This is a genomic window from Streptomyces sp. NPDC052012, assembly GCF_040689265.1.
GTDB lineage: Bacteria > Actinomycetota > Actinomycetes > Streptomycetales > Streptomycetaceae > Streptomyces.
The window spans coordinates 43,498-67,257 of record NZ_JBFAXA010000016.1 but is presented as its reverse complement, the minus strand read 5'-3'; the positions used below and the strand labels follow the sequence as shown (position 1 = coordinate 67,257).

The window sequence follows — 23,760 nt, the reverse complement described above, 5'->3', positions numbered from 1 at the left end:
GTGCTACCTTCCAGCTCCGAGCGGCCGAGCGGAGCCCGCCCCCGGTCGGTCCGGGACCGGCGAGTTCAGACACAAGGGACGGTGACACCGGAGGATGACGGCAGCAGGCGGCGACACCCCCGGTACCCCACGCGAGGACGCCCCGCTCCCGCGGATCCTGTGCGACACCGCCGCACTGGCCGCCCTCGACGACGCCCCCGCCGGCGCGCTCTGGCGGCTCGCCGAGTCAGGCCGGCAACTCGACGCCAACGTCGTGCACCTGCCGCCCGGACACCACGTCGGCACCCACCGCGAGCCCGACCTCGACGTCCTCCACCTCGTCATCGCCGGCAGCGGCACCCTGACCGCACCCGACGGCACCCACCCCCTCCACCGGGGCACGCTGACCTGGCTCCCGCACGGCTCCACCCGCAGCCTCACCGCCGGCCCCGAGGGCCTGACCTACCTCACCGTCCACCGCCGCCGCCCCGGCCTGCGGATCCAGAGCCCCGGCCGCGGGTAGCCCTCGTCGTCCCGTCGGACCGGCGAGAGCCACAAAGTGATAACAACGGACAACTCCTGACTGCTTGTTGCTGTCTAGTCCCCCATGAAGATCTCTTTCCTGCTCCACAACGCCTACGGGATCGGAGGCACGATCACCACCACGTTCAATCTGGCCGGCGCGCTGGCCGAGCGGCACGACGTGGAGATCGTCTCCGTGTTACGGCACCGGGAGCACCCCAGCCTCACTCCGCATCCCGGAGTGAGATTGCGGCCGTTGGTGGATCTGAGACGGGAGAAGGAGCATCCTCTGCATCTGAGACCCGCCCGGGTCTTCCCCTCCGGCGAGTACCGCTACCACCAGTACAGCGAGTTGACCGATCAGCGGATCGCCGAGTGTCTGGAGACGACCGACGCCGACGTGGTCATCGGCACCCGGCCGGGACTCAACGTGCATCTCGTCTCCCAGGCCCCGGAACGGGTGATACGCGTCGGACAGGAACACCTCACGCTCGACAACCACCCGCCCCGCCTGCGCACCGCGCTGCGCCGCGCCTACCGCGGCCTCGACGTGCTCACCACCGTCACGGAGGCCGACGCCCGCGCCTACCGGCGCAAGATGCGCCTGCCGGGCGTGCGCGTGGCGGCCCTTCCGAACAGCGTGCCCGACCCCGTGCTGCCCGCCGCGGACGGCAGCGCCAAGATCGTGATCGCGGCCGGCCGACTGGTCCGGGTCAAGCGCTACGACCTGGTCATCGACGCGTTCGCCCGTGTCGCGGCCGTGCATCCCGACTGGCAGCTGCGGATCTACGGCAAGGGCGAGGAGGAGGCCCGGCTGCGGGCACGGATCGAGCACCTCGGCCTGTGGAACAACGTGTTCCTGATGGGTGCGGCCGCTCCCATGGAGGCCGAGTGGGTCAAGGGCTCGATCGGGGCGGCGGCGTCCGACTTCGAACCGTTCGGCATGACCCTCGTCGAGGCCATGCGCTGCGGCCTGCCCGTGGTCAGCACCGACTGCCCCCACGGGCCGGGCGAGATCATCCGGGACGGCGAGGACGGACGCCTCGTCCCGGTGGGGGACCCCGAGGCCTTCGCCACCGCCCTGCTGGAGCTCGCCGGTGACGACGAACGCCGCCGTCGCATGGGCCGGGCGGCCCGCGCCAACGCCCGCCGCTACGCCCCCGGACCAGTGGTCGAGCAGGCCGAACAGCTCCTGCGGGACGCCCGGGCCGCCAGAGGCGCGGGGCGAGGGCCCACACCCGGACGCGGCGGGATACCCGGCACCCTGATCAGCGGTGCCCATGCCGCCCGCGACCTCGCCCTGGTCGCGGCCTCCGGCGCGCTGCGCACCGTACGGAAGGCACACCGATGAGCACCCGGCCCCCTGCGCAGCCGCGTCTGCACTGCACGGCCGAGGCCGACGGCCGGATCACGTTCGACCTGGCACCGGGGCACCCCGAGCGCGCCCGGCTGGCACTCGTCCTGCGGCCCGGGAAGGGACGTCCGGAGACGACCCGGCACCTGCTCGACCTCGAACGCCACGGCGCCGACGGCCACTCGAGAGCCGTGCTGGAAGCGCGGACCGTGCTGGAGGAGGGCCGCTGGGACGCGTATCTGCTGTCCGCGGCGGACACCGGCGCCGAGCAGCCGGGGCAACCGGGAGCGGAACGGCAGCGGCTGCGCCCCGGCCTGCGCGACCTGCGCCGGCTCGTCGACGGCGGCCTGCGGGACCGGCCCTCACCCGTGGCCGTCAGGGTGCCGTACGCCACCATGGACGGCTTCTTCGCGATCCGCGCCTGGTTGCGCCCCGCCCACGCGGAGGCCGGCCGTATCGACATCGCGCACGGGGCGATGACGGTCCACGCGCGCCTCCACGGCGCCGAACTGACCGACGAGGCCACCGTGCGGCTGCGGCTGCGGGGCAGCAGGGACACACTGCTCGGCTTCCGGCCCGTGGCCGACGGAAGGGACTTCTCCTTCACCGCCGCCTTCGACGAACTGGTGGGCGCGTCCGGTGGCGTCCCTCGCGTGTGGGACGCCTTCCTCCAGCCCGCCGCCGGTGCGCCGCTGATCAGGATCGGACGTCTGCTGGACGACGTGGCGGACCGCAAGCGGGTGTGGGTGTATCCGCGCACCACCGTCGAAGGAGCCGCGGTGTGCCCGTACTACACCGTGGACAACGACCTCGCCGTCGAGGTGGCGTCGGGGTGACGGGCGGCTGACGACCGAGCCGGTGCGCGGTGCCTCAGGACGGGGAGCTGGTCTCGGACGTCTTCGCCGTGTCCTCGGGGTCGGTGTCGGGCGCGGTGTAGAAGACCGATGAGCCCTGCTTGCTGCGCTGGGCCTGGTTGCGGGCGACGAGGCCCTCGAGGGTGCTGCGCACGACCGTGGTCTTGACGGAGCGTTCGGGGTGCGACCGGCCGATCGCGGTGGCGATCTCCGCCGCCGAACGCGGCTCCTTCTGCTCGGCCAGATGCCGCCGGACGAGTTCCACCAGCTTGGGCCCGGTGGCGGCCTCGGACCGGGTGGCGCCCTTGGACCGGGAGGACGTGCGCGCCGGCTTCCCGGACGTCGCACGGGGAGAGGCTGCGGTGCTCCTCTTCCCGCGCTTCGGCTTGTCCGCGCCCGACTTGGCGCCGCCGCTCCTCCTGCGGGGCGCGGGAACCGTCGCGCCGCGCGACACCGCCTCCGGGCCGGACGTGCCGTCGGACGCCGGCGGTTCGGCGGATCCGGCGGTCTCCGCGGCGGCCGGCGGCTGCGCCGCGACGCCCAGTGCCTGCTGCATGTTCACCAGCACGGTGTGGTCGCGCTGCAGCGCGGCCAACCGTTCCTGGAGCGCGGCGATCTCGGCCGAGACGCGCTCCTGTTCCTTGACGTTGCGCTCCAGGTCACTGGCCACCTGAGCGGTGTACTGCGAGGTGAGGTCCGTGACGGAGGCCGGGCTCTCGGACATGACGGTGCCCTTCTCGTGGGTTGCCTGATGGCCAGTCATCGTACGACCGCGTCACGCACGCCGTTCACGGACTTCTCCGGGACGTTGTGTCCATGCCATTGACAAGCGTGGCGTTGAGGGAAACTCTCGGTCGAACACCCGCAAGAAATCTACGGAGTTACGCAAATAAGAAACCCAACTGAAGAATGAGGGCTTCATGAGACGGAAGCAACGCGGTCTGCGGGCGCTCACCGGCCTCCTCCTGGCCGGCCTCGTCGCCGTCGGCCTCCCCACGGGCACGGCCGGCGCCGCCGCGCAGGCCGCACGCGGCCCCAACCTGGCGCTGGGCAAGCCGGTCACGGCCGGCGGCTCCCACGCGGGCCACCCCGCGCCGAACGTGACCGACGGCAGTCAGCAGACCTACTGGGAGGGCCCGGCCGGGGCGTTCCCGCAGTCGGTACGCGTCGACCTGGGCGGCACCGTCGAGGCCGACCAGGTCGTGCTGAAACTGCCCACCACCTGGGAACCCCGCACCCAGACCCTCACCGTCGAGGGCAGCACCGACGGCTCCTTCTTCTCCTCTCTCTCCGCCTCCGCCGCCCGCCGCTTCGACCCGGGCGACGGCAACACGCTCACCCTCGGCTTCACCGCCCGCGACGTGCGCCACATCCGCGTGACGGTGACTGCCAACACAGGCTGGAACGCGGCCCAGTTGGCCGAGATCGAGGTCTACGACAGCGACACCGGCGGCGACCCCGAGGTGCCGCCCGCCGACGGCACCAACCTGGCCCTCGGCGAACCCGTCGAAGCCTCGTCCACGATTCACTCGTACGTGGCACGCCACGCCAACGACGGCCGACGCGGCACCTACTGGGAGTCCGACGGCCACCCCGCGACCCTCACCGTGCGGCTCGGTGCGGACGCCGACCTCACCGGCGTCGTCGTCAAGCTCGACCCCGACCCCGCCTGGGCCGCCCGCACCCAGAGCATCGAGGTCCTCGGACGCGAGCAGGGCGCGAGCGACTTCACCACGCTCACACCCCGCGCCGACCACACCTTCGACCCCGGGTCGAACGACAACACGGTCACCATCCCGGTCACCGGCCGCTACGCCGACGTGCGGCTGCGCTTCACCCACAACTCCAGCGGATACGGCGCCCAGGTCGCCGAGCTGGAGGTGATGGGCACCGCCGCACCGAACCCCGACCTGGTCGTCACCGACCTCACCTGGACACCACAGGCCCCCACCGAGTCGGACGACGTCACCGTCCGCGCCACCGTGCGCAACGCCGGCGCCGCCGCGTCCCCCGCCTCCACCGTGAACGTGAGCCTCGAAGGCACCGTCGCGGGCAGCGCCCCGGTCGGCGCGCTCGCCGCCGGCGCCTCGACCACCGTCACGGTCGACGCGGGCAGGCGCACCGCCGGCAGCTACACCGTGTCCGCCGTGGTCGACCCCACGGACACCGTCCCCGAACAGGACGACACCAACAACAGCCGCACCGCCACCGGCCCCCTGACCGTCGGCCGCGCCCCCGGCCCCGACCTGGAGGTCCGCGCGATCAGGACCGACCCGGCCTCGCCCGCCCAGGGCGCCTCCGTCTCCTTCACCGTCACCGTGCACAACCGGGGCACCACGGCGGCACCCGCGGGCTCCGTGACCCGGCTGGAGGTGGGCGGCCGCCGCCTCGACGGCACCACGGGCAGCATCGCCGCGGGCGCCACCTCGGACGTCGGCGTCAGCGGCACCTGGACCGCGACGAGCGGCGCGAGCCTGCTCACCGCGACGGCGGACGCCACGGACACCGTCCAGGAGACGAACGAGGGCAACAACATCCTCACCCGCTCGATCGTCGTCGGCCGCGGCGCCGCCGTGCCCTACACCGAGTACGAGGCCGAGGACGGCACCTACACCGGCACGCTCCTCACCGCCGACGCCAAGCGGACCTTCGGCCACACCAACTTCGCCACCGAGTCCTCCGGGCGCCGGTCCGTCCGCCTGAACTCCACCGGGCAGTACGTACAGTTCACCTCCACGGGCGCGACCAACTCCGTCGTCGTGCGCACCTCGATCCCGGACGCCCCGGCGGGCGGCGGCACCGAGGCCACGCTGAGCCTCTACGCGGACGGCGAGTTCGTGCAGAAGCTCAACCTCAGCTCCAAGCACAGCTGGCTCTACGGCAACACCGACGCCCCCGAGGGGCTCACCAACACCCCGCAGACCGACGCCCGCCGCCTCTTCGACGAGTCGCACGCCCTGCTCGACCGCACCTACCCGGCGGGCACCACCTTCCGGCTCCAGCGCGACGCCGGTGACACGGCCGCCTTCTACGTCGTCGACCTGATCGATCTGGAGCAGGTGGCCCCGCCCGCCGCCAAACCGGCCGACTGCGTCTCCGTCACGGAGTACGGGGCGGTCCCGAACGACGGACTGGACGACACCGACGCGCTGCAGCGCGCCGTCACCGCGGACCAGAAGGGGCAGATCGACTGCGTGTGGATCCCGCCCGGCCAGTGGCGCCAGGAGCAGAAGATCCTCACCGACGACCCCCAGGACCGGGGCCAGTTCAACCAGGTCGGCATCCGCGACGTCACCGTCCGGGGGGCCGGCATGTGGCACTCACAGCTGTACACACTCACCCCGCCCCACCAGGCCGGCGGCATCAACCACCCGCACGAGGGCAACTTCGGCTTCGACATCGACGACAACACCAGGATCTCGGACATCGCCGTCTTCGGCTCCGGCACCATCCGGGGCGGTGACGGCGGCGCCGAGGGCGGGGTCGCGCTCAACGGCCGCTTCGGCAGGAACACGAAGATCAGCAACGTGTGGATCGAGCACGCCAACGTCGGTGTGTGGGTGGGCCGCGACCACAGCAACATCCCCGAACTGTGGAACCCGGGCGACGGACTCGAATTCACCGGCATGCGGATCCGCAACACCTACGCGGACGGCATCAACCTCACCAACGGAACACGGAACTCCGTGGTGGACAACTCGTCGTTCCGCAACACCGGCGACGACGCCCTCGCGGTGTGGGCGAGCAAGTACGTCAAGGACCCGTCCACGGACGTCGGCCATGACAACCACTTCCGCAACAACACCGTCCAGCTGCCCTGGCGTGCCAACGGCATCGCGATCTACGGAGGGTACGGCAACACCGTCGAGAACAACCTCGTCCACGACACCATGAACTACCCGGGCATCATGCTGGCGACCGATCACGACCCGGTGCCCTTCTCCGGGCAGACCCTCGTCGCGAACAACGGCCTGTACCGCACAGGCGGCGCCTTCTGGAACGAGGACCAGGAGTTCGGGGCCATCACCCTGTTCGCGCAGGGGGCGGACATCCCCGGCGTGGTGATCCGCGACACCGACATCCACGACTCGACCTACGACGGCATCCAGTTCAAGTCCGGCGGCGGAGCCGTGCCCGGCGCCAGGATCACCGACGTCACCATCGACAGGTCCAACAACGGGGCGGGCATCCTCGCCATGGGTGGAGCGCGGGGCAGCGCCACCCTGACGAACGTCACCATCACCGACTCGGCCGAGGGCGACGTCGTCGTCGAGCCCGGGTCGCAGTTCGTGATCAACCGGTAGGCGGCGCCCCGGCATCACCGCACACGGCGGGCCCGTACTCCACCCGGGGGACGGGCCCGTCACACGGACGGACGACGGGACACGCTGCCGAGAGCGGTGCACCGGTCCGCGGGGCGAGCAGATGGGGGACGTTGCCCGGACTCGCGCGGCGTGCGGGCGGGTTTCGCCGGAGTCGAAGTCAGGCTGAGCCCATGGCTTCATCGATCGACCACCCGCACCGTGGGAGTCGCCGCGCTTCCTCCCGGCGTGACCCGTGGCCCGCCTCCCTCCGCCGCGCTCGTCACCGTCTGCCGCGGCCGGCCCTCGCCCTCCTGGTGACGGTGGCCCTCAGCGGCTGCGCGTCGCTCACCGAGGGCCCCGCACGGGACGTCCGGCCGGCCGCCTCACCGGCGGGCGGCGCCCCGGCGCACGGCGCACCCACGCAGGGCGCCCCCGGCACGGCGAGCACCACGCAGGGCAGAGCCGAGACCCCCGCGGAGACGCGGGCCCCGGCCCCCCTGCCCGGCCTCGGCCCGCGCACGCTGGCGCGGATCCCCGAGAAGAGCCGTCAGGTCGTCCTCGTGACCGGCCGCGCCCGGGACGCCAACCGCTCCGAGGTCGTGCTGTACTCGCGCACGGCGTCCGGGTGGCAGGCGGGCACGCCCTGGCCGGCCCGCAACGCCCAGAAGGGCTGGACCGAGGACCACTATCTCGGTGACCTGCGCTCGCCCATCGGCGTGTTCACCCTCACCGACGCCGGCGGGCTGCTGCCCGACCCCGGCACCCGGCTGCCGTACTACCAGGACGAGGGGTTCGGCATCAGCGGTCCGGGGCTGGCGGGGGAGTCCCTCGAAGGGGCCTTCGACTACGTCGTCGCGATCGACTACAACCGCGTGCCCGGCACCTCCCCGCTCGACCTGACCCGCCCGCTCGGGGAGGACAAGGGCGGCGGCATCTGGCTGCACGTCGACCACGAGGGCCCCACCCAGGGCTGTGTGAGCCTCTCCGAACAGCACATGAAGGACCTCCTGCGCGCGCTCGACCCGGCCCGGTACCCGGTGATCGTGATGGGCGACGCCCAGTCGCTGCGGCAGTGAGCCGCACCGCGCCGGGCCGGTGGCCCGGGGCCGGCGCGCCGCCCCTGCGTCACACGTCCTCGCCGCGCCGCCGGCCCTCCTCCTCCGGCGGCGCCCGGTTGGACGCGCCCTCGCCGGCGGTCAGATGCTCCAGGACCTCGACCAGCTCCTGGCAGGCGCGTTCCACGGAGCGCCGCAGGTTCCGCTGCTCGCTGATCATCGAGGACAGCAGCAGGGCGGTCAGCGCCGCCGCCCCGTTGAAGGCCAGAAGATTGATCATCACCTCTGTCCGGGTCAGCTCCGCGAACGGCCCCGTCCGGTCCGTCGCCGCGATGGTCGCCATCACGGAGGCGAACAGGGCGCACACCATGCTGCCGGCGAGCTGGAAGCGCAGCGCCGCCCAGATGAGCAGCGGATAGACGATGAACAGCAGGCTCGCGGAGGTGTGGGTGGCCAGGGGGACCAGGCCGGCGGTGATGACCGTCAGGACCGCGGCCTCCTTCCACCGCGACCAGCGCACGGGGGTGTGGATGCGGTGGAACAGGAGCAGCAGGGGCGTGACGATCAGCACGCCCATGGCGTCGCCCACCCACCAGGCCAGCCACACGGTCCAGAAGCTGTCCGCCGGGAGCTTGCCCTCGGCGAGCAGCAGGACCGCGCCGGTGGTGGAGCTGATCAGCATGGCGGCGAAGGCGCCGAGGAACACCAGGCTGAGACCGTCCCGTAAGCGGGCGAGGTCGGTGCGGAAGCGCTGTCTGCGCAGCAGCAGGTATCCGCAGACCGGCGCGGCGGTGTTGCCGGCGACGACGACCAGCGACTGCGGCTGCGGGGTGGTGATCGACATGACCACGAACAGTGCGCCGAGCGCGATGCCGAGCGAGCTGCGCAGGCCGAGGATGAGCAGGGCGGCGAGAGCCACACCGGTGGGCGGCCAGATCGGGGTGACCACGGCGCCCTCGACGACCAGTTCGCGCAGCAGCCCCAGCCGTCCGGCCGCGAAGTAGCACGCGGCGACTCCCAGTGTCCACAGAGCGAAGACGACCGGTGCACGCAGATCCTGTCTAGCCACCACACAAGCCATCAGACACCGAGGCCGCGCCGTCGGCGAGGCGGAGGACGGTGCCCTGCGGCCCTATGGCTGAGCCCGCAGTCCGTCGTGCCCGATGACGAGCACGGCCGCGTCGTCGTCGTGCCCGACCCGTTCCGCCCCCTTGATCACGGCGGCGGCGAGCGCGTCCGCGTCCATCTTGGCGACGGCCGCGACACCCGCGAGCCGCACCGCCTGGTCGAGCCCCTCGTCGAGCGTCATGGACGGCCCTTCCACCACCCCGTCGGTGAGCATCACGAAGACTCCGCCGGTGGCGAGCCGGTACCGGGTGACGGGGTAGGTCATCCCCCGGGCGATGCCCAGGGGCGGTCCCCCCTCGTCCTCGGTGATGCCCGACCTGCCGTCCGCGGTGGCCCACACGCACGGCAGATGACCGGCCCGGGCGCTCTCCAGCACACCGGTGACCGGGTCGAGCCGCATGAAGGTGCACGTGGCGAACAGCTTGGAGCCGAGCGACAGCAACAGATCGTTGGTCCGGGCGAGCAGCTCGCCCGGTTCGCTGTCGACGGAGGCGAGGGCGCGCAGTCCGACCCGGACCTGGCCCATGAAGGCCGCCGCCTCGATGTTGTGTCCCTGGACGTCCCCGATGGACAGCCCGATCCTGCCGTCCGGCATCGTGAAGGCGTCGTACCAGTCGCCGCCCACGTTGAGGCCCTGGTACGCGGGGGAGTAGCGCACCGCCAGATGCACGCCGCGGGCGACGGGCAGGTCCCTGGGCAGCATGCCCCGCTGGAGCGCGAGGGCCAGCTCGACCCGGGAGCGTTGCACCTCGGCCTGGGCGCGCGCCTGAGCCGTCAGCGTCCCGAGTCTGGTCAGCAACTCGTCGCCGTCGTCCGCGGGGCCGGTGCGGGACATGGATCACTCACTCGGGCGAGGGCGGTCACGCTCGGTGATCACCTTCGTGGACAGAACCCCCAAAACAGGGCTCAACGGATGATAGTAGGAAATCTAATGAAGGGGCCAGTCGCGGAGGCGGGGCGGACGGCCGGATGCGGTGATCCGTGCCGGTGCCCGGTGTTCATGGGGCAGGCTGTGCGCATGGAGCAGCACCAGATCATGCAGCGGGCCGTCGGCATCCTCACCGAGGCGCTCGACATGCGGCGGCGCCTCAGGGAGAACCCGGATGCCGACGTGACGAGCAGCGGGGCGGTCGCGCAGCTGCTCGAGGAGATGCTTCCGCGCATCCAGCTGCCCGCGGACGCCGGCGCCCGTGAGGTGGCGGACATCATCACCGCGGAGCTGGGGCCGGCCATCGTCCAGATCACCTCCGCGCTCACCTTCGCCTTCGTCCAGCTCGCCGAGGTCCACGACGCGGGCCGCACCGACATGACCTCCGCGGACGTCCTGCGGTCCATCGCGCTGCACTACGAGTCCGACGGCGGGCGGTGAGCCGGGGCGTTTGTCACCCGGCGGCCAATCCGCGGCTGCTGACCGCTCACCCGGCGACGGATCCTCCGTCGCCGGCTCAGGTCGGCCGTCCCTGTCCCTTGACTCATTACGTGTCAGTAGCGATCCTCTGCCATGTCTGCACGGACATGACAAACGTTCACGTTCGCCGTCCGTGCCGCCCCGCTGACGGAGGGACGTGGGTAGTGACCATCGCTCGGCTTCCGTATCGCAGACGGCGGTCCGTCGCCGTCGCATCGCTGCTCCTGCTGGTACTGGCCGCGGCTCTCGGCCCGACCCCCAGTTCCGCGGCCGGCGGCGGCTGGTGGGAGCCGGACGCGCGTCCGGCCCCGGACTCGCAGATCGGAGTCAGCGGCGAGCCGTTCCGGGGCACGGGCGCCGGTGGCGAGGTGCGCGGCTTCGTCGACGCGCACAACCACATCATGTCCAACGAGGCCTTCGGCGGCCGCCTCATCTGCGGCAAGGCGTTCTCCGAGAAGGGCATCACCGACGCGCTCAAGGACTGTCCCGAGCACTACCCCGACGGCTCGCTCGCGATCTTCGACTTCATCACGGGCGGCGGCGACGGCAGACACGACCCGGTCGGCTGGCCCACCTTCAAGGACTGGCCCGCGCACGACTCCCTGACGCACCAGCAGAACTACTACGCCTGGATCGAGCGCGCCTGGCGCGGCGGCCAGCGCGTGCTGGTCAACGACCTGGTCACCAACGGCGTGATCTGCTCGGTGTACTTCTTCAAGGACCGCAGCTGCGACGAGATGACCTCGATCCGGCTCCAGGCGAAGCTGACGTACGACATGCAGGCCTACATCGACCAGATGTACGGCGGCCCCGGAAAGGGCTGGTTCCGCATCGTCACCGACAGCGCGCAGGCCCGCCGGGTCGTCGAACAGGGCAAGCTCGCGGTCGTCCTCGGGGTCGAGACCTCCGAGCCCTTCGGCTGCAAGCAGATCCTGGACGTCCCGCAGTGCGACAAGGAGGACATCGACCGCGGGCTGGACGAGTTGTACGCCCTCGGCGTGCGCAGCATGTTCCTGTGCCACAAGTTCGACAACGCGCTGTGTGGCGTCCGCTTCGACTCCGGCGCGCTCGGCACGGCCATCAACGTCGGCCAGTTCCTGTCCACCGGCACCTTCTGGCGCACCGAGAAGTGCACCGGCCCGCAGGCCGACAACCCCATCGGCCTGGCCGCCGCCCCCGGCGCCGAGAAGAAGCTGCCGCCGGGCGTGACGGTGCCCTCCTACTCCGCGGACGCGCAGTGCAACGTACGCGGGCTCACCGACCTCGGCGAGTACGCGGTGCGCGGCATGATGAAACGCAACATGATGCTCGAGATCGACCACATGAGCGTCAAGGCCACCGGCCGGGTCCTGGACCTCTTCGAGGCCGAGTCGTACCCCGGCGTGATCTCCTCGCACAGCTGGATGGACCTGAACTGGACCGAACGGGTCTACCGTCTGGGCGGCTTCATCGCCCAGTACATGCACGGCTCGGAAGGATTCATCGGCGAGGCCGAGCGCACCAAGGCGCTGCGCGACAAGTACGGCGTGGGTTACGGCTACGGCACCGACATGAACGGCGTCGGCGGCTGGCCGGCCCCGCGCGGCAAGGACGCGCCCAACCCCGTCACCTACCCCTTCCGCAGTGTCGACGGGGGCTCCGTCATCGACAGGCAGACCACCGGCGAACGCACCTGGGACCTCAACACCGACGGTGCCGCCCACTACGGTCTGGTGCCCGACTGGATCGAGGACATCCGGCGCGTCGGCGGGCAGGACGTGGTCGACGACCTGTTCCGGGGGGCCGAGTCCTACCTCGACACCTGGGGTGCCTCCGAGCGGCACAGCTCCGGCGTCAATCTCGCCGAGGGTGCCTCCACGACGGCCAGTTCGACGGAGTGGAACCCGTTCACCAGCTATGCGCCCGGCCGCGCCGTGGACGGCGACCGGGGCACCCGCTGGGCCAGCGACTGGAGCGACGGCCAGTGGCTGCGGATCGACCTCGGCGCCACCCGTCAGGTCGGCCGCGTCACGCTCGACTGGGAGCGCGCGTACGGCAGGTCGTACCGCGTCGAGGTGTCCACCGACGGCGCCGACTGGCGGACCGTGTGGTCCACGACGTCCGGCGACGGCGGCCTGGACACGGCGAGGTTCACGCCGTCACAGGCCCGCCAGCTGCGCATCCAGTTCCTGGACCGGGGCACCGACTGGGGGTACTCGCTGCGGGAGGTCTCCGTCCACAGCGGTTGACGTCACGCCAGCTCCGCGACCTCCGCGAGGAGTTCGCGTGCCGCGTCCAGCGCCCGCGCCCGGTCGGCCGGGACCAGGCCGATCCGGGTGCGGCGGTCGAGCAGATCGGAGGCGTCGAGGGCGCCCTCGTGGCGCAGTGCCCACAGCAGCTCGGCGCCGGTGACGGGATACGACGGCAGCACCGGCTCGTTCAGCCGCGCGTCCCGCACGCCGAGGGCGTGCACCGCCGGTGCCTCCGTGCCGTAGCGGCGCACGAGGCGGCGCGGCGCGGGCAGCGCGGCGAGCACGTGCGGCGCCGCCGCGCCCACCAGCGGCAGGGACGCGGTCGCCGACCGCCCGGCCGGCAGCCGGCGCTCGCGCACCGCGGCGTCCACGGCGTCCTGCGCCATGCGCCGGTAGGTGGTCAGCTTGCCGCCGACGACGGTGATGACGCCGTCGGAGGAGGTCAGCACCGCGTGTCGGCGGGAGACGTCGGCCGTGCGCGGCGCGGTGCCCGCATCGCCGCCGGTGGTGTCCAGCAGCGGACGCAGACCGGCGAACGCGCCCACCACGTCGTCCCGGCGAACGGGCACGTCCAGGACGGAGCCCAGCACGTCGAGGAGGAAGCCGATGTCGGACTCGGGCGCCTCGGGCACGTCGGGGATGTCGCCGTCCACGGGCTCGTCGGTGAGCCCGACGTAGACCCGGCCGTCGTCCTGGGGCAGTACGAGGACGAAACGGTTGCTCTCGCCGGGGATCGGGATGTGCAGGCCCGCGGGGAGCGTGCCGAGACACTCGGGGCGCAGGACGAGATGCGTGCCGCGGGACGGGCGGATCCGGATGCCGTCGACGAGCCCGCCCGCCCAGACACCGGAGGCGTTGATCACCGCGCGGGCGCGGATCTCCCCTTCCTCGCCGGTGAGTTCGTCGCGGACCCGGGCGCCGGTGCCGGTCAGGCCGAGAGCCCGCACGCGGGTGAGGATCCGCGCCCCGCGCGCGGCGGCCGTACGGGCGACGGCGGTGACCAGCCGGGCGTCGTCGGTGAGCCGGCCGTCCCAGGACAGCAGCCCTCCGCGCAGCCCGTCCCCGCGCACGGCGGGCGCGAGATGCCGGGTCTCGACCGCGGACAGCCGGCGCGGCGGGGGCAGGGTCGCGCGGGCGGTGCGGGCCGCGAGGCGCAGCGTGTCACCGGCGTGGAACCCGGCCCGCGCGAGGGCCGCCTGACCGCGGGAGACCAGGGGCGTGAGGGGCAGCACGAACGGCTGGGCACCGACGAGGTGCGGCGCGGTGCGCTCCATCAGCACCCCGCGCTCGACGGCGCTCTCGTGGGCGACGTCGAGCTGTGCGGACGCCAGATAGCGCAGCCCGCCGTGGATGAGCTTGCTGCTGAAGCGGGAGGTGCCGAAGGCCAGGTCGTGGGCGTCGACGGCGGCCACGCTCAGACCCCGCGCCGCGGCGTCCAGGGCGACCCCGGCGCCGGTGGCGCCGAGACCGACGACCAGGACGTCGACGGCCGGACCGCCCACGGTGTCGGTCAGCTCACGGGCACGCCGGCCGGCGGACAGGGACGAGCCGGGCGCCGGACCGCTGGGGGAGTTCATGGCGTGAGGGTCCTCTCCAGGATGTCGCGCAGCTCCGCGAGGAAGGCCTCGCCGCCGAGCTCGGGGTCGTCCTCGTCGGTCATGGTCCGCAGGGACAGGGCGTAGGACTGGACGATCAGCAGCACCGAACGGGCCTGCCGTCCGACGTGCCCGGTGCGCACCGAAGCGTCGGCGTGCCCCTCGCGCAGCTCGCCGGCCAGCAGCTCCAGCAGGGCCTCCTGGCTCGCCCCGCGCCGGTCCAGCACATACGGCAGCAGCAGCTCCGGATCGACGTCGACGATCTTGCGGAAGAGCGGGTGCTCGCGGAACGCGCGCACTCCGGCCACCAGACCGTCGACGACTCGGGCGCGCGTGGTCACGTCCGGCCGGCGCTCGGGCATGGCGCCGGTGGCCACGTCGATCCACTCACGGGTCATCAGATCCCCGACCAGCGACCGCACATCGGGCCATCGCCGGTACAGCGTCATCCGGGAGACACCGGCGCGGCGGGCCACGTCGGTCATCGTCGTGCGGCGGACCCCGACGGCCAGGACACAGTCCCGTACCGCGTCGAGGACCGCGTCGTTGTCCGAACCGTTGTGACGATTAGGCGTCATGTGTAACAGTGTAACGCCACGTGAGGCCGTCGAGCGACGGCATCGCTCATATCGACCGGTGAGGACGACAGCCATGGACATGCTGTGGAGCGGCTGGGGCGACCCGGCCAGGGCGACGCCGCTGCCCGAGACGGTGATCGGGCTGTTGCGCGATCTGCTCGGCGTCAAGCCGCGCGAGACCGGGCCGGTCGCCCTCGAGGACCTGACCGTCCCCGAGTCACGGCTGCCGCAGGCCGCGCACCGCGCCCTGGCCGCCGCGCTGGGCGGCGAGGACCACGTGCGCACCGACCCGGAGACGCGGATCCGGCACACCCGCGGCAAGTCCACCCCCGACCTGCTGCGCATCCGCGACGGCGAACTCGACGACATCCCGGCGGCCGTACTGCTGCCCGCCTCGCACGACGAGGTCGTCGCCGTCCTGCGGGTGTGCGCCGAACACCGCCTGCCGCTGGTCCCGTTCGGCGGCGGCACCTCGGTGGTCGGCGGACTCGCCCCCGACCGGCAGGGCCCCTTCGTCGCCCTGGACCTCAGGCGCATGGACGCCCTGCTCGCCCTCGACCCGGTCTCCCGCACCGCCACCCTGCAACCCGGACTGCGCGCCCCCGCGGCCGAGGCGCTGCTCGCCGAGCACGGCTTCACCCTCGGCCACTTCCCCCAGTCCTACGAGTGGGCCACCATCGGAGGCTTCGCCGCCACCCGCTCCAGCGGCCAGGCCTCCGCCGGCTACGGCCGCTTCGACGAGATGGTCCTCTCCCTCACCCTCGCCACCCCCGCGGGCACCCTCGACACCGGCCGCGCCCCGCGCTCGGCCGCCGGACCCGACCTGCGCCAGCTCGTCCTGGGCTCCGAGGGAGCCTTCGGCGTCATCACGTCCGTGACGGTCCGGATCCGGCCCGTCCCGCAGACCCGGATCTACGAGGGATGGCGCTTCGCCTCCTTCGACGAGGGCGCCGGCGCCCTGCGCCGGCTCGCCCAGGACGGACCGCGCCCCACCGTGCTGCGCCTGTCCGACGAGACCGAGACCCTGATCGGTCTCGCCCAGCCCGACGCGATCGGCTCCGGCACCCCGGAGTCCGCCGGATGCACGGCCGTCGCCGGCTACGAGGGCACCGCCGAGGACACCGCCCACCGCAGGGAACGCGCCGCGGCCGTCCTGCGCGCGTGCGGCGGCACCCCGCTGGGTGAGGAGCCGGGGGAGCGCTGGGCCCACGGCCGCTACTCGGCCCCGTATCTGCGCGACTCCCTCCTCGACGCCGGAGCCTTCGCCGAGACGCTGGAGACGGCCACCTTCTGGTCGCGCATACCCGAGCTGTACGCCGCCGTCCGCGACGCCCTCACCACCACCCTCACCGAGGCCGGCACGCCGCCCCTGGTCATGTGCCACATCTCCCACGTCTACGAGAACGGCGCCTCGCTGTACTTCACCGTGGTCTGCGCCCAGGGCGAGGACCCCGTGGCCCACTGGGCGCGCGCCAAGCACGCCGCCAACGAGGCGATCCTCGCCGCCGGCGGCACCATCAGCCACCACCACGGAGTCGGCACCGACCACCGCGACTGGTACGTCCGCGAGGCGGGCCCCCTCGGCATCGCCGCCCTGCGCGCGGTGAAGGAGCGCCTGGACCCGGCCGGACTGCTCAACCCCGGCGTGCTGCTGCCCGCCGACTGAAACGCCGTCAGCTCCCCTCCCCCCATCCCGTCGGCCGCCCCCGGAGGTACCCCGATGCGACAGTTCACCGCCGTCGTCAACCCCACCGCGGGCGGATCCACCGGCGCGGCCGCGCTGCTCGCCCTCGCCCGGCTGCTCCGCGAGGCCGGCGCCGAGCTGCTGACCGAGTACAGCCGCAGCCTCGCGCACGCCCAGGAGCTGGCCCGCGCGGCGGGGGAGCGGGGGCGTGTCGTCCTCGCCGTCGGCGGGGACGGCATCGCCGGCGGCATCGGCGGCGCCCTCAGCGGGACCGGCGCCGTCCTCGGTCTCGTGCCGGCGGGCCGCGGCAACGACTTCGCCCGCGCCCTCGGGCTGCCCGGGGACCCGGAGTCCCTGGCCCGCGTCCTGCTCGAGAACGAGCCGCGGCTCGTGGACACCATCGAGGTCACCTCGGCCGTCCACGACCGCACCGTGGTCCTCGGCAGCGTCTACGCCGGCGTGGACGCGCTCGCCAACCGCCACGCCAACCGGTCGACCCTGCTGAAGGGCTCCGCCTCCTACTACGCGGGCGGCCTGCGCGCCGTCACCACCTGGCGGGCCGCCCGCTACACCGTCACCGTCGACGGCGAGGAGCACCCGCACACCGGCTACACCGTGGTCGCCGCCAATTCCGGCTACTACGGGTCCGGCCGCATCATCGCGCCCGACGCCCGCGTCGACGACGGCCTGCTGGACGTCGTGATGATCCAGGACGCCCCGCGGCACCTGTTCTTCACCCTGATGAACGAGCTCAGGACCGGCGCACACGTCCACCGGCCCCAGGTGACGATCCTCCGTGGCCGGGAGATCCGCATCGCGGCCGACCGCGAGGTCCCCTACGGCGCCGACGGCGAGGTCGAGGCCGTCCTCCCGGTCACGGCGAGGGTCCTGCCGGGGGCGCTGCGCGTCCTGTGCTGACCGGCCGCAGCGTATGCGGGCGCCGGCCGGAGCGTCCTGTGCCGGTCGGCCGGCCGGGACGCTCCGTGCGCCGACCTCACTCGCGGGAGCCGTGGTAGCGCTGAGCCAGCCGGGCCAGCGCGACCGCGCCGAGGAGCAGTCCGAAGTCCCGCAGGGCGATGTCGTAGTGGCCGGGAATGGTCAGCAGGTCGACGATGATGCCCGCAAGCCAGCCGGCGACCAGCCAGCCCCCGAGGCGCGGGGCCAGGCCCACGACGACTCCGGCGACGATCTCGACGACCCCCACCGCGTACATGGCGGTCTGGGCGCTGCCCGGAACGATGTCGTCGATCCACGGCGCGAGGTAGACCGGCCAGTCGACGAGCAGGTTGGCGAACTTGTCCAGGCCGAACAGGATCGGCGCCACGGTGAAGCCGGTGCGCAGGATCACGAACGCCTGGTAGCCGGGGTCGGCGAAGGCCGCTCGCCGGGCCGCGGGCGCGGTGCTTCTGGTGGTGGACGTCATGGCCCTCTCTCCTTCTGCCGTGCTGCCGACTTCTATCGACAACTTTCACTAACGATAGAAGCCCCTTCCCGTTCTTTAGTCAATGGCTCTGGGTTTTACACTCGGACGTGTGGACGACACCGAAGCAGCAGCGGACGGCACGGCAGCGGCACGCGACGCGGAGGTCTCCGCCATCGCCGCCCTCGACGAGCCCACCCGCCGGAAGCTCTACGAGTACGTGGTGCGCCGGCCCGACCCGGTCGGTCGCGACGAGGCCGCCGCCGCACTGGGACTGGCCCGGCAGACCGCGGCCTTCCACCTGGACCGGCTGGCCGGCGAATCGCTGCTCGACGTCGTCTACGAGCGGCGCAGCGGGCGCACGGGGCCGGGTGCGGGCAGGCCGGCCAAGCTCTACCGGCGGTCCGCGAGGCAGATCGCGGTCAGCCTTCCCGACCGGCGCTACGAACTCGCCGGAAGGCTGCTCGCCCGGGCCGTGGAGGAGTCCGCCGCCACCGGCGAGCCGGTGCGCGACGTACTGCACCGCAGGGCGCACGAGTGCGGGGCGCGGCTGGCGGCCGACGGGGACCGGATGGAGCTCGTCCCGCTGCTGGAGCGGTACGGCTTCGAGCCGCGGCGCGACGGCGAAGCCGTCGTCCTGGGCAACTGCCCCTTCCACGCGCTGGCCCGCGCCCACACCGAGACGGTGTGCGGGATGAACCAGCATCTGCTGCGCGGCGTCCTCGACGGTCTCGGCGACACCGGCTTCGAGGCCCGTCTGGCACCGGAACCCGGCCGCTGCTGCGTGCGCCTGGAGCCCGCGGCCTGAGGACCTTCGCGGCCTGAGGCCCTTTGTGGAGTGGTCCCCGACCGGACGTCCCGACACGCACCTCGCGTGTCGAAGCCCGGTCGGGGACCACTCCTTTCTGCATGATGACCCCGTCGCTCCGGGGCCGCCGCGTGCCCGCCACCCGGGAGTCATCCGCAGTTCCCGGAAGTGGCACAAGACTGGAACGGTTCGTACTCTGGAATTAATCGTGTCTTGGGCGGTAGGTTCTGCTCCATGACCGCATCCCGGCCTCCCACCACCGCCGAGGAGCTCCGCGGTGCCGGCCTTCGTGCGACGGCCGCCCGCGTGGCGCTGCTCGACACCGTCCGCCAGGGTGACCACCTCGGAGTCGAGGCCATCGCCTCCGGAGTGCGCGGACGCATAGGGCACGTCTCCCTCCAGGCGGTGTACGAGGCCCTGAACGCGCTCACCGAGGCCGGCCTCATACGCCGTATCGAGCCGGCCGGGAGCCCCGCGCGGTACGAGGGCCGCGTCGGGGACAACCACCACCACCTGGTGTGCCGGTCCTGCGGCCGTGTCGTCGACGTCGACTGCGCCGTCGGCGACGCCCCGTGTCTGACCGCCTCCCAGGGGCACGGCTTCGAGATCGACGAGGCCGAGGTCATCTACTGGGGCCTGTGCCCCGGCTGTTCCACCGCCCGCACCAGCTGAGCTGCGCGAACCCCTTTTTCGCCCGGAAGGACTTCCCATGACCGAGAACCACGACGCGATCGTCACCGACGCGAAGGCGGAGGAGACAGGCGGCTGCCCGGTCGCGCACGGGCGCGCCCCGCACCCGACCCAGGGCGGCGGGAACCGCCAGTGGTGGCCGGACCGGCTCAACGTCAAGATCCTGGCCAAGAACCCGCCTGTCGCCAACCCGATGGGCGAGGAGTTCGACTACGCCGCGGCGTTCCAGTCCCTCGACCTGCCGGCCGTCAAGCGGGACATCGCCGAGGTGCTGACCACCTCGCAGGACTGGTGGCCCGCCGACTTCGGTCACTACGGCCCGCTGATCATCCGCATGGCCTGGCACAGCGCCGGCACCTACCGGATCAGCGACGGCCGCGGCGGCGCCGGAGCCGGCCAGCAGCGCTTCGCCCCGCTCAACAGCTGGCCGGACAACGCCAACCTCGACAAGGCCCGCCGCCTGCTGTGGCCGGTGAAGAAGAAGTACGGCAAGAACCTGTCGTGGGCCGACCTGATGATCCTCGCCGGAAACGTCGCGCTGGAGACGATGGGCTTCAAGACCTTCGGCTTCGCCGGCGGCCGCGAGGACGTGTGGGAGCCCGAGGAGGACGTGTACTGGGGCCCCGAGACCACCTGGCTCGACGACCAGCGCTACACCGGCGACCGCGAGCTGGAGAACCCGCTCGGCGCGGTCCAGATGGGCCTGATCTACGTCAACCCGGAGGGCCCGAACGGCAACCCGGACCCGATCGCCGCGGCCCGCGACATCCGTGAGACGTTCCGCCGGATGGCGATGAACGACGAGGAGACCGTCGCCCTCATCGCCGGCGGCCACACCTTCGGCAAGACCCACGGAGCCGGTCCGGCCGACCACGTCGGCGCCGACCCCGAGGCCGCGCCGCTCGAGGAGCAGGGCCTCGGCTGGAAGAGCACCTACGGCACGGGCAAGGGCGGCGACGCCATCACCTCCGGCCTGGAGGTGACCTGGACCGAGACGCCCACGCAGTGGAGCAACAACTTCTTCAAGAACCTCTTCGAGTACGAGTACGAGCTCACCGAGTCCCCGGCCGGCGCCAAGCAGTGGGTCGCCAAGAACGCCGAGGCGATCATCCCCGACGCGCACGACCCGTCGAAGAAGCGTCTCCCGACGATGCTCACCACCGACCTGTCGCTGCGCTTCGACCCGATCTACGAGCCGATCTCGCGTCGCTTCTACGAGAACCCGGAGGAGTTCGCGGACGCCTTCGCGCGTGCCTGGTACAAGCTGACCCACCGCGACATGGGCCCGAAGTCCCTGTACCTCGGCCCGGAGGTCCCGGAGGAGACCCTGCTGTGGCAGGACCCGCTGCCGGAGCCGGAGGGCGAGGTCATCGACGCCGCCGACATCGCGGCGCTGAAGGCCAAGCTGCTCGACTCGGGCCTGACCGTCTCCCAGCTGGTCAGCACCGCCTGGGCGTCGGCCTCGACCTTCCGCGGCAGCGACAAGCGGGGCGGTGCCAACGGCGCCCGCATCCGCCTGGAGCCGCAGCGCAACTGGGAGGTCAACGACCCCGACCAGCTCGCCGTGGTGCTGCGCACCCTGGAGAACATCCAGCAGCAGTGGAACACCGGCGCCAAGAAGGTGTCCCTCGCTGACCTGATCGTCCTCGGCGGCTGCGCCGCGATCGAGCGGGCCGCCAAGGAGGCCGGCTTCGAGATCGAGGTGCCGTTCACCCCGGGCCGGGTCGACGCGACCGAGGAGCACACCGACGCGGAGTCCTTCGCCGCCCTGGAGCCCACGGCGGACGGCTTCCGCAACTACCTGGGCAAGGGCAACCGCCTGCCCGCCGAGTACCTGCTGCTCGACCGGGCGAACCTGCTCACCCTGAGCGCCCCCGAGATGACGGTCCTGGTCGGCGGTCTGCGCGTGCTGGGCGCCAACCACCAGCAGTCGCAGCTCGGCGTTTTCACCAAGACGCCCGGTGCGCTGACCAACGACTTCTTCGTCAACCTGCTCGACCTGGGCACGACGTGGAAGTCGACCTCCGAGGACCAGACCACCTTCGAGGGCCGCGACGCCGCCACGGGTGAGGTGAAGTGGGCCGGCAGCCGCGCCGACCTCGTCTTCGGCTCGAACTCCGAGCTGCGCGCTCTCGCCGAGGTCTACGCCTGCGACGACGCCAAGGAGAAGTTCGTGCAGGACTTCGTCAAGGCGTGGGACAAGGTCATGAACCTGGACCGGTTCGACCTGGCCGCTCGCGCCTGATCCTCACCTCGAGCGTCCGGGACGGCTCTCACGGCCGTCCCGGACGCTTCGTGTGCCGGTGGGTGCCTGCGGATCAGCCGGCGTACACCCGGCCGTCCTTGACGACGTAGTGCACCGGGTCGGAGCAGCCGATGGACGGTGTGACCAGCAGGCTCACCGTGACCGGCGCCGGCTCGGTACCGGCCGTCGAGAACTGGCAGACGGCCCCCTTGCCCGTGAGCGGATACCAGAACCAGCCGTCCACGTCGCCCACGGTCACCCGGTCCGACTCCTTCCACGCGCCGTGGGACTTGGTGAACACCTGCAGCCGTACGGAGGCGGCGTACGGGTCCTCGGCGGAACGGAGCGCGGTGAGGGTGATCTTGTAGTCGGCGCCGAGCGCGGACGACGCGATCCGCTGCTTCTGCTTCTGCTTCTGTGTCTCCGTCTGCTGCTGCGGTGCGGTGCTGTCGGCGCCGGCGGCACCGGCCCCGGCGGCACCGAGCGCCGCCGCCATGAGGAGGGTGAGCGCCGCGGCGGTGCCACGGCGGGTGCGAGAGCGGGTCAGGCTCATGAGGTTCCCCCGGTGGAACGAGTCGAAATGATCGGTTTGCTACGGAAGGTCTCGTTGCTCCCGTTCACTCATGATGACCCCTCGTACGGCCCGATGGTTGTACGCACCCGGACTCGGGGAAGACTCGCCGCCGGACATCGACGGCACAACCACCGCACACGGGGGAGACATGGCCATGAACAAAACGGCGGACAGGGTGGCGCCCGGGACGCGCACGCAGTTCCGGGCGGGGCCGGTCACGGGCCTGGCGGCGTTGATCGCTCTGTCCCTGACCTTGGCCGGCTGCGGCGGTTCGGACGGTGGGGACGGGGCGTCCGCGGGCGGTCCCGAGGCTTCCGCGTCGGCTTCGGCACCGTCACCGTCGGGGAGCCCCGCCGCCGGTCGCTCCGTGTCGGCGCAGCCGTCGGTGCCGGCGGCCGACGGGGACGACGTCGGGGCCTGCGCGGACGGCGACTGCGAGATCGCGGTGTCGGAACCGGTGACGATCCGCTTCCCGGGGCCGGACGGCGGCAAGGCGACGCTGTCCGTGACCAAGGTCGGCCCGAACGAGATCGAGTACACGGTGAAGTCGGGCAACGGCCAGGCCGAGGCGGGTGCCGGCGGCCCCGGTCAGGGCTGCGTCACCGTGCTGCGCGCGAACGGGTCCGGCAACTCCTGCGGCGGACTCGGCGATCCCCGGCCGCCCCGGGCGCAGCCCGACGCCGTCGTCGTCCAGGCGGCCACGGGCGAGGACGGCACGGCACTGCTGCACATCGTGTCGGAGTGACCGGCTCACGCGGCCCACGCAACAGGCCGTGCCTTAGGTCTCGTTCAGGCGATGGACGCCGAAATCACCGCGGACACCGCGAGGTTGCAGGCGGCGGTCACCCACACCGCCGGGTGCGGCTCCGGCTCGACGAGCGTGGCACCGAGGCGGCCCGGCGTGATCAGGTCCACGACGAGGAACGCCACGGCCATCATCACCAGGCCCAGCAGCCCGAACACCGCCGTCGACACAAGGCCCTTGCCGAAGTCCTCGTACGTCGTCCAGATGGACGTGAACACGATGCCGCCGATGCCGAGCAGCGAGGAGCTGAGCACCGCGGCGGCGTTGCGGTTGCGCTCTTCCCAGATCTGCCGGCCGAGCTTCCCGGGCGTCAGCACGTCGACCAGGACGATGCCGAGGACCAGAAGGACCAGGCCGAGCGCGCCGTAGGCGGTGGCGCGGCCGAGTCCGTTGACGATGTCGGTCATGGGGTTGCCGGCTCCGTAGGGTGAGGGATCGTGAGTGATCGCGGTCAAGGGCGAGCAAAATGTAGCGCACCCGTTCGGCCGCTCCGCGGCCCGGCCGAGGGTGTGAATGCCCGGTCCGG

Annotated in this window: 21 protein-coding genes; 13 read left to right on the top strand and 8 right to left on the bottom strand. The window is 72.2% G+C overall.

The features are described 5' to 3' along the window. The first annotated feature begins 94 nt into the window (after window positions 1-94). The 3 genes from AB0412_RS23775 to AB0412_RS23765 all read left to right on the top strand — a co-directional run bounded on the left by AB0412_RS23775 (window position 95) and on the right by AB0412_RS23765 (window position 2,691). Window positions 95-502, top strand: coding sequence for a cupin domain-containing protein (locus AB0412_RS23775; protein ID WP_366404582.1), 408 nt, complete (start codon window positions 95-97; stop codon window positions 500-502). 84 nt (window positions 503-586) lie between these two features. Then, window positions 587-1,852 carry a glycosyltransferase family 4 protein gene (locus tag AB0412_RS23770; RefSeq protein WP_366404581.1) on the top strand — a complete coding sequence of 422 codons (1,266 nt, stop codon included), beginning with the start codon at window positions 587-589 and terminating at the stop codon, window positions 1,850-1,852. Then, window positions 1,849-2,691, top strand: a complete 843-nt coding sequence (locus tag AB0412_RS23765; RefSeq protein WP_366404580.1) for a transferase — start codon at window positions 1,849-1,851, stop codon at window positions 2,689-2,691. The genes AB0412_RS23770 and AB0412_RS23765 overlap by 4 nt, the downstream gene beginning before the upstream one ends. Window positions 2,692-2,725: 34 nt before the next feature. Here AB0412_RS23765 and AB0412_RS23760 read toward each other — a convergent pair whose 3' ends face one another. Beyond that, the gene (locus tag AB0412_RS23760) at window positions 2,726-3,433 is read right to left on the bottom strand and encodes a hypothetical protein (protein WP_366404579.1); all 708 of its coding nucleotides are present in this window, start codon (window positions 3,431-3,433) and stop codon (window positions 2,726-2,728) included. A 196-nt stretch (window positions 3,434-3,629) separates the two neighbouring features. On the opposite strand from AB0412_RS23760, the gene AB0412_RS23755 reads away from it, so the two are divergent. Both AB0412_RS23755 and AB0412_RS23750 read left to right on the top strand, forming a co-directional pair. Next, window positions 3,630-7,013 carry a CARDB domain-containing protein gene (locus AB0412_RS23755; RefSeq protein ID WP_366404578.1) on the top strand — a complete coding sequence of 1,128 codons (3,384 nt, stop codon included), beginning with the start codon at window positions 3,630-3,632 and terminating at the stop codon, window positions 7,011-7,013. A 191-nt stretch (window positions 7,014-7,204) separates the two neighbouring features. Continuing rightward, window positions 7,205-8,089, top strand: a complete 885-nt coding sequence (locus tag AB0412_RS23750; RefSeq protein WP_366404577.1) for a L,D-transpeptidase family protein — start codon at window positions 7,205-7,207, stop codon at window positions 8,087-8,089. 49 nt (window positions 8,090-8,138) lie between these two features. Here the strand turns inward: AB0412_RS23750 and AB0412_RS23745 are convergent, their stop codons facing one another. Further along, the gene (locus AB0412_RS23745) at window positions 8,139-9,149 is read right to left on the bottom strand and encodes an MASE1 domain-containing protein (protein WP_366404576.1); all 1,011 of its coding nucleotides are present in this window, start codon (window positions 9,147-9,149) and stop codon (window positions 8,139-8,141) included. Window positions 9,150-9,200: 51 nt separating this feature from the next. Continuing rightward, window positions 9,201-10,031, bottom strand: coding sequence for a PP2C family protein-serine/threonine phosphatase (locus tag AB0412_RS23740; RefSeq protein ID WP_366404575.1), 831 nt, complete (start codon window positions 10,029-10,031; stop codon window positions 9,201-9,203). Between the two features lie 183 nt (window positions 10,032-10,214). Here AB0412_RS23740 and AB0412_RS23735 point away from each other — a divergent pair, with 183 nt between their 5' ends. Together AB0412_RS23735 and AB0412_RS23730 are read left to right on the top strand one after the other, a co-directional pair. Further along, window positions 10,215-10,565: a hypothetical protein gene (locus AB0412_RS23735; RefSeq protein ID WP_366404574.1), complete on the top strand. Its 351-nt coding sequence runs from the start codon at window positions 10,215-10,217 to the stop codon at window positions 10,563-10,565. 203 nt (window positions 10,566-10,768) lie between these two features. Further along, window positions 10,769-12,832 carry a discoidin domain-containing protein gene (locus tag AB0412_RS23730; RefSeq protein WP_366404573.1) on the top strand — a complete coding sequence of 688 codons (2,064 nt, stop codon included), beginning with the start codon at window positions 10,769-10,771 and terminating at the stop codon, window positions 12,830-12,832. 2 nt (window positions 12,833-12,834) lie between these two features. Here AB0412_RS23730 and AB0412_RS23725 read toward each other — a convergent pair whose 3' ends face one another. Continuing rightward, window positions 12,835-14,412 (bottom strand): glycerol-3-phosphate dehydrogenase/oxidase, encoded by a 1,578-nt coding sequence (locus AB0412_RS23725; protein WP_366404572.1) that lies wholly within the window; start codon window positions 14,410-14,412, stop codon window positions 12,835-12,837. Then, the gene (locus AB0412_RS23720) at window positions 14,409-15,008 is read right to left on the bottom strand and encodes a TetR/AcrR family transcriptional regulator (RefSeq protein ID WP_366404571.1); all 600 of its coding nucleotides are present in this window, start codon (window positions 15,006-15,008) and stop codon (window positions 14,409-14,411) included. The genes AB0412_RS23725 and AB0412_RS23720 overlap by 4 nt, the downstream gene beginning before the upstream one ends. 73 nt (window positions 15,009-15,081) lie before the next feature. Between AB0412_RS23720 and AB0412_RS23715 the strand changes: the two genes are divergently transcribed. Continuing rightward, window positions 15,082-16,674 (top strand): FAD-binding oxidoreductase, encoded by a 1,593-nt coding sequence (locus AB0412_RS23715; protein WP_366404570.1) that lies wholly within the window; start codon window positions 15,082-15,084, stop codon window positions 16,672-16,674. Window positions 16,675-16,728: 54 nt separating this feature from the next. Then, window positions 16,729-17,610, top strand: coding sequence for a YegS/Rv2252/BmrU family lipid kinase (locus AB0412_RS23710; protein ID WP_366404569.1), 882 nt, complete (start codon window positions 16,729-16,731; stop codon window positions 17,608-17,610). A 76-nt stretch (window positions 17,611-17,686) separates the two neighbouring features. On the opposite strand, the gene AB0412_RS23705 is transcribed toward AB0412_RS23710, so the two are convergent. Next, the gene (locus AB0412_RS23705; protein ID WP_366404568.1) at window positions 17,687-18,115 is read right to left on the bottom strand and encodes a hypothetical protein; all 429 of its coding nucleotides are present in this window, start codon (window positions 18,113-18,115) and stop codon (window positions 17,687-17,689) included. 109 nt (window positions 18,116-18,224) lie between these two features. On the opposite strand from AB0412_RS23705, the gene AB0412_RS23700 reads away from it, so the two are divergent. The 3 genes from AB0412_RS23700 (at window position 18,225) to katG (ending at window position 21,855) form a co-directional block, all read left to right on the top strand. Further along, the gene (locus tag AB0412_RS23700) at window positions 18,225-18,920 is read left to right on the top strand and encodes a helix-turn-helix domain-containing protein (RefSeq protein WP_366404567.1); all 696 of its coding nucleotides are present in this window, start codon (window positions 18,225-18,227) and stop codon (window positions 18,918-18,920) included. A 234-nt stretch (window positions 18,921-19,154) separates the two neighbouring features. Next, the gene (locus tag AB0412_RS23695) at window positions 19,155-19,592 is read left to right on the top strand and encodes a Fur family transcriptional regulator (protein ID WP_366404566.1); all 438 of its coding nucleotides are present in this window, start codon (window positions 19,155-19,157) and stop codon (window positions 19,590-19,592) included. A 37-nt stretch (window positions 19,593-19,629) separates the two neighbouring features. After that, window positions 19,630-21,855 carry a catalase/peroxidase HPI gene (katG, locus tag AB0412_RS23690; protein ID WP_366404565.1) on the top strand — a complete coding sequence of 742 codons (2,226 nt, stop codon included), beginning with the start codon at window positions 19,630-19,632 and terminating at the stop codon, window positions 21,853-21,855. Window positions 21,856-21,928: 73 nt separating this feature from the next. Here the strand turns inward: katG and AB0412_RS23685 are convergent, their stop codons facing one another. Then, entirely contained in the window at window positions 21,929-22,408 is a 480-nt protein-coding gene (locus AB0412_RS23685; RefSeq protein WP_366404564.1) for a hypothetical protein, read from the bottom strand. A gap of 169 nt (window positions 22,409-22,577) precedes the next feature. Between AB0412_RS23685 and AB0412_RS23680 the strand changes: the two genes are divergently transcribed. Continuing rightward, window positions 22,578-23,174, top strand: a complete 597-nt coding sequence (locus AB0412_RS23680; protein ID WP_366404563.1) for a hypothetical protein — start codon at window positions 22,578-22,580, stop codon at window positions 23,172-23,174. 44 nt (window positions 23,175-23,218) lie between these two features. Here AB0412_RS23680 and AB0412_RS23675 read toward each other — a convergent pair whose 3' ends face one another. Further along, window positions 23,219-23,641, bottom strand: a complete 423-nt coding sequence (locus AB0412_RS23675; RefSeq protein WP_366404562.1) for a DUF350 domain-containing protein — start codon at window positions 23,639-23,641, stop codon at window positions 23,219-23,221. Window positions 23,642-23,760 lie beyond the last annotated feature (119 nt).

Coding starts and splice junctions, on each gene's coding strand:
- AB0412_RS23775 (WP_366404582.1), top strand. CDS start 95: ATGACGGCAGCAGGCGGCGACACCCCCGGTACCCCACGCGAGGACGCC.
- AB0412_RS23770 (WP_366404581.1), top strand. CDS start 587: ATGAAGATCTCTTTCCTGCTCCACAACGCCTACGGGATCGGAGGCACG.
- AB0412_RS23765 (WP_366404580.1), top strand. CDS start 1,849: ATGAGCACCCGGCCCCCTGCGCAGCCGCGTCTGCACTGCACGGCCGAG.
- AB0412_RS23760 (WP_366404579.1), bottom strand. CDS start 3,433: ATGTCCGAGAGCCCGGCCTCCGTCACGGACCTCACCTCGCAGTACACC.
- AB0412_RS23755 (WP_366404578.1), top strand. CDS start 3,630: ATGAGACGGAAGCAACGCGGTCTGCGGGCGCTCACCGGCCTCCTCCTG.
- AB0412_RS23750 (WP_366404577.1), top strand. CDS start 7,205: ATGGCTTCATCGATCGACCACCCGCACCGTGGGAGTCGCCGCGCTTCC.
- AB0412_RS23745 (WP_366404576.1), bottom strand. CDS start 9,149: ATGGCTTGTGTGGTGGCTAGACAGGATCTGCGTGCACCGGTCGTCTTC.
- AB0412_RS23740 (WP_366404575.1), bottom strand. CDS start 10,031: ATGTCCCGCACCGGCCCCGCGGACGACGGCGACGAGTTGCTGACCAGA.
- AB0412_RS23735 (WP_366404574.1), top strand. CDS start 10,215: ATGGAGCAGCACCAGATCATGCAGCGGGCCGTCGGCATCCTCACCGAG.
- AB0412_RS23725 (WP_366404572.1), bottom strand. CDS start 14,412: ATGAACTCCCCCAGCGGTCCGGCGCCCGGCTCGTCCCTGTCCGCCGGC.
- AB0412_RS23720 (WP_366404571.1), bottom strand. CDS start 15,008: ATGACGCCTAATCGTCACAACGGTTCGGACAACGACGCGGTCCTCGAC.
- AB0412_RS23715 (WP_366404570.1), top strand. CDS start 15,082: ATGGACATGCTGTGGAGCGGCTGGGGCGACCCGGCCAGGGCGACGCCG.
- AB0412_RS23710 (WP_366404569.1), top strand. CDS start 16,729: ATGCGACAGTTCACCGCCGTCGTCAACCCCACCGCGGGCGGATCCACC.
- AB0412_RS23705 (WP_366404568.1), bottom strand. CDS start 18,115: ATGACGTCCACCACCAGAAGCACCGCGCCCGCGGCCCGGCGAGCGGCC.
- AB0412_RS23695 (WP_366404566.1), top strand. CDS start 19,155: ATGACCGCATCCCGGCCTCCCACCACCGCCGAGGAGCTCCGCGGTGCC.
- katG (WP_366404565.1), top strand. CDS start 19,630: ATGACCGAGAACCACGACGCGATCGTCACCGACGCGAAGGCGGAGGAG.
- AB0412_RS23685 (WP_366404564.1), bottom strand. CDS start 22,408: ATGAGCCTGACCCGCTCTCGCACCCGCCGTGGCACCGCCGCGGCGCTC.
- AB0412_RS23680 (WP_366404563.1), top strand. CDS start 22,578: ATGGCCATGAACAAAACGGCGGACAGGGTGGCGCCCGGGACGCGCACG.
- AB0412_RS23675 (WP_366404562.1), bottom strand. CDS start 23,641: ATGACCGACATCGTCAACGGACTCGGCCGCGCCACCGCCTACGGCGCG.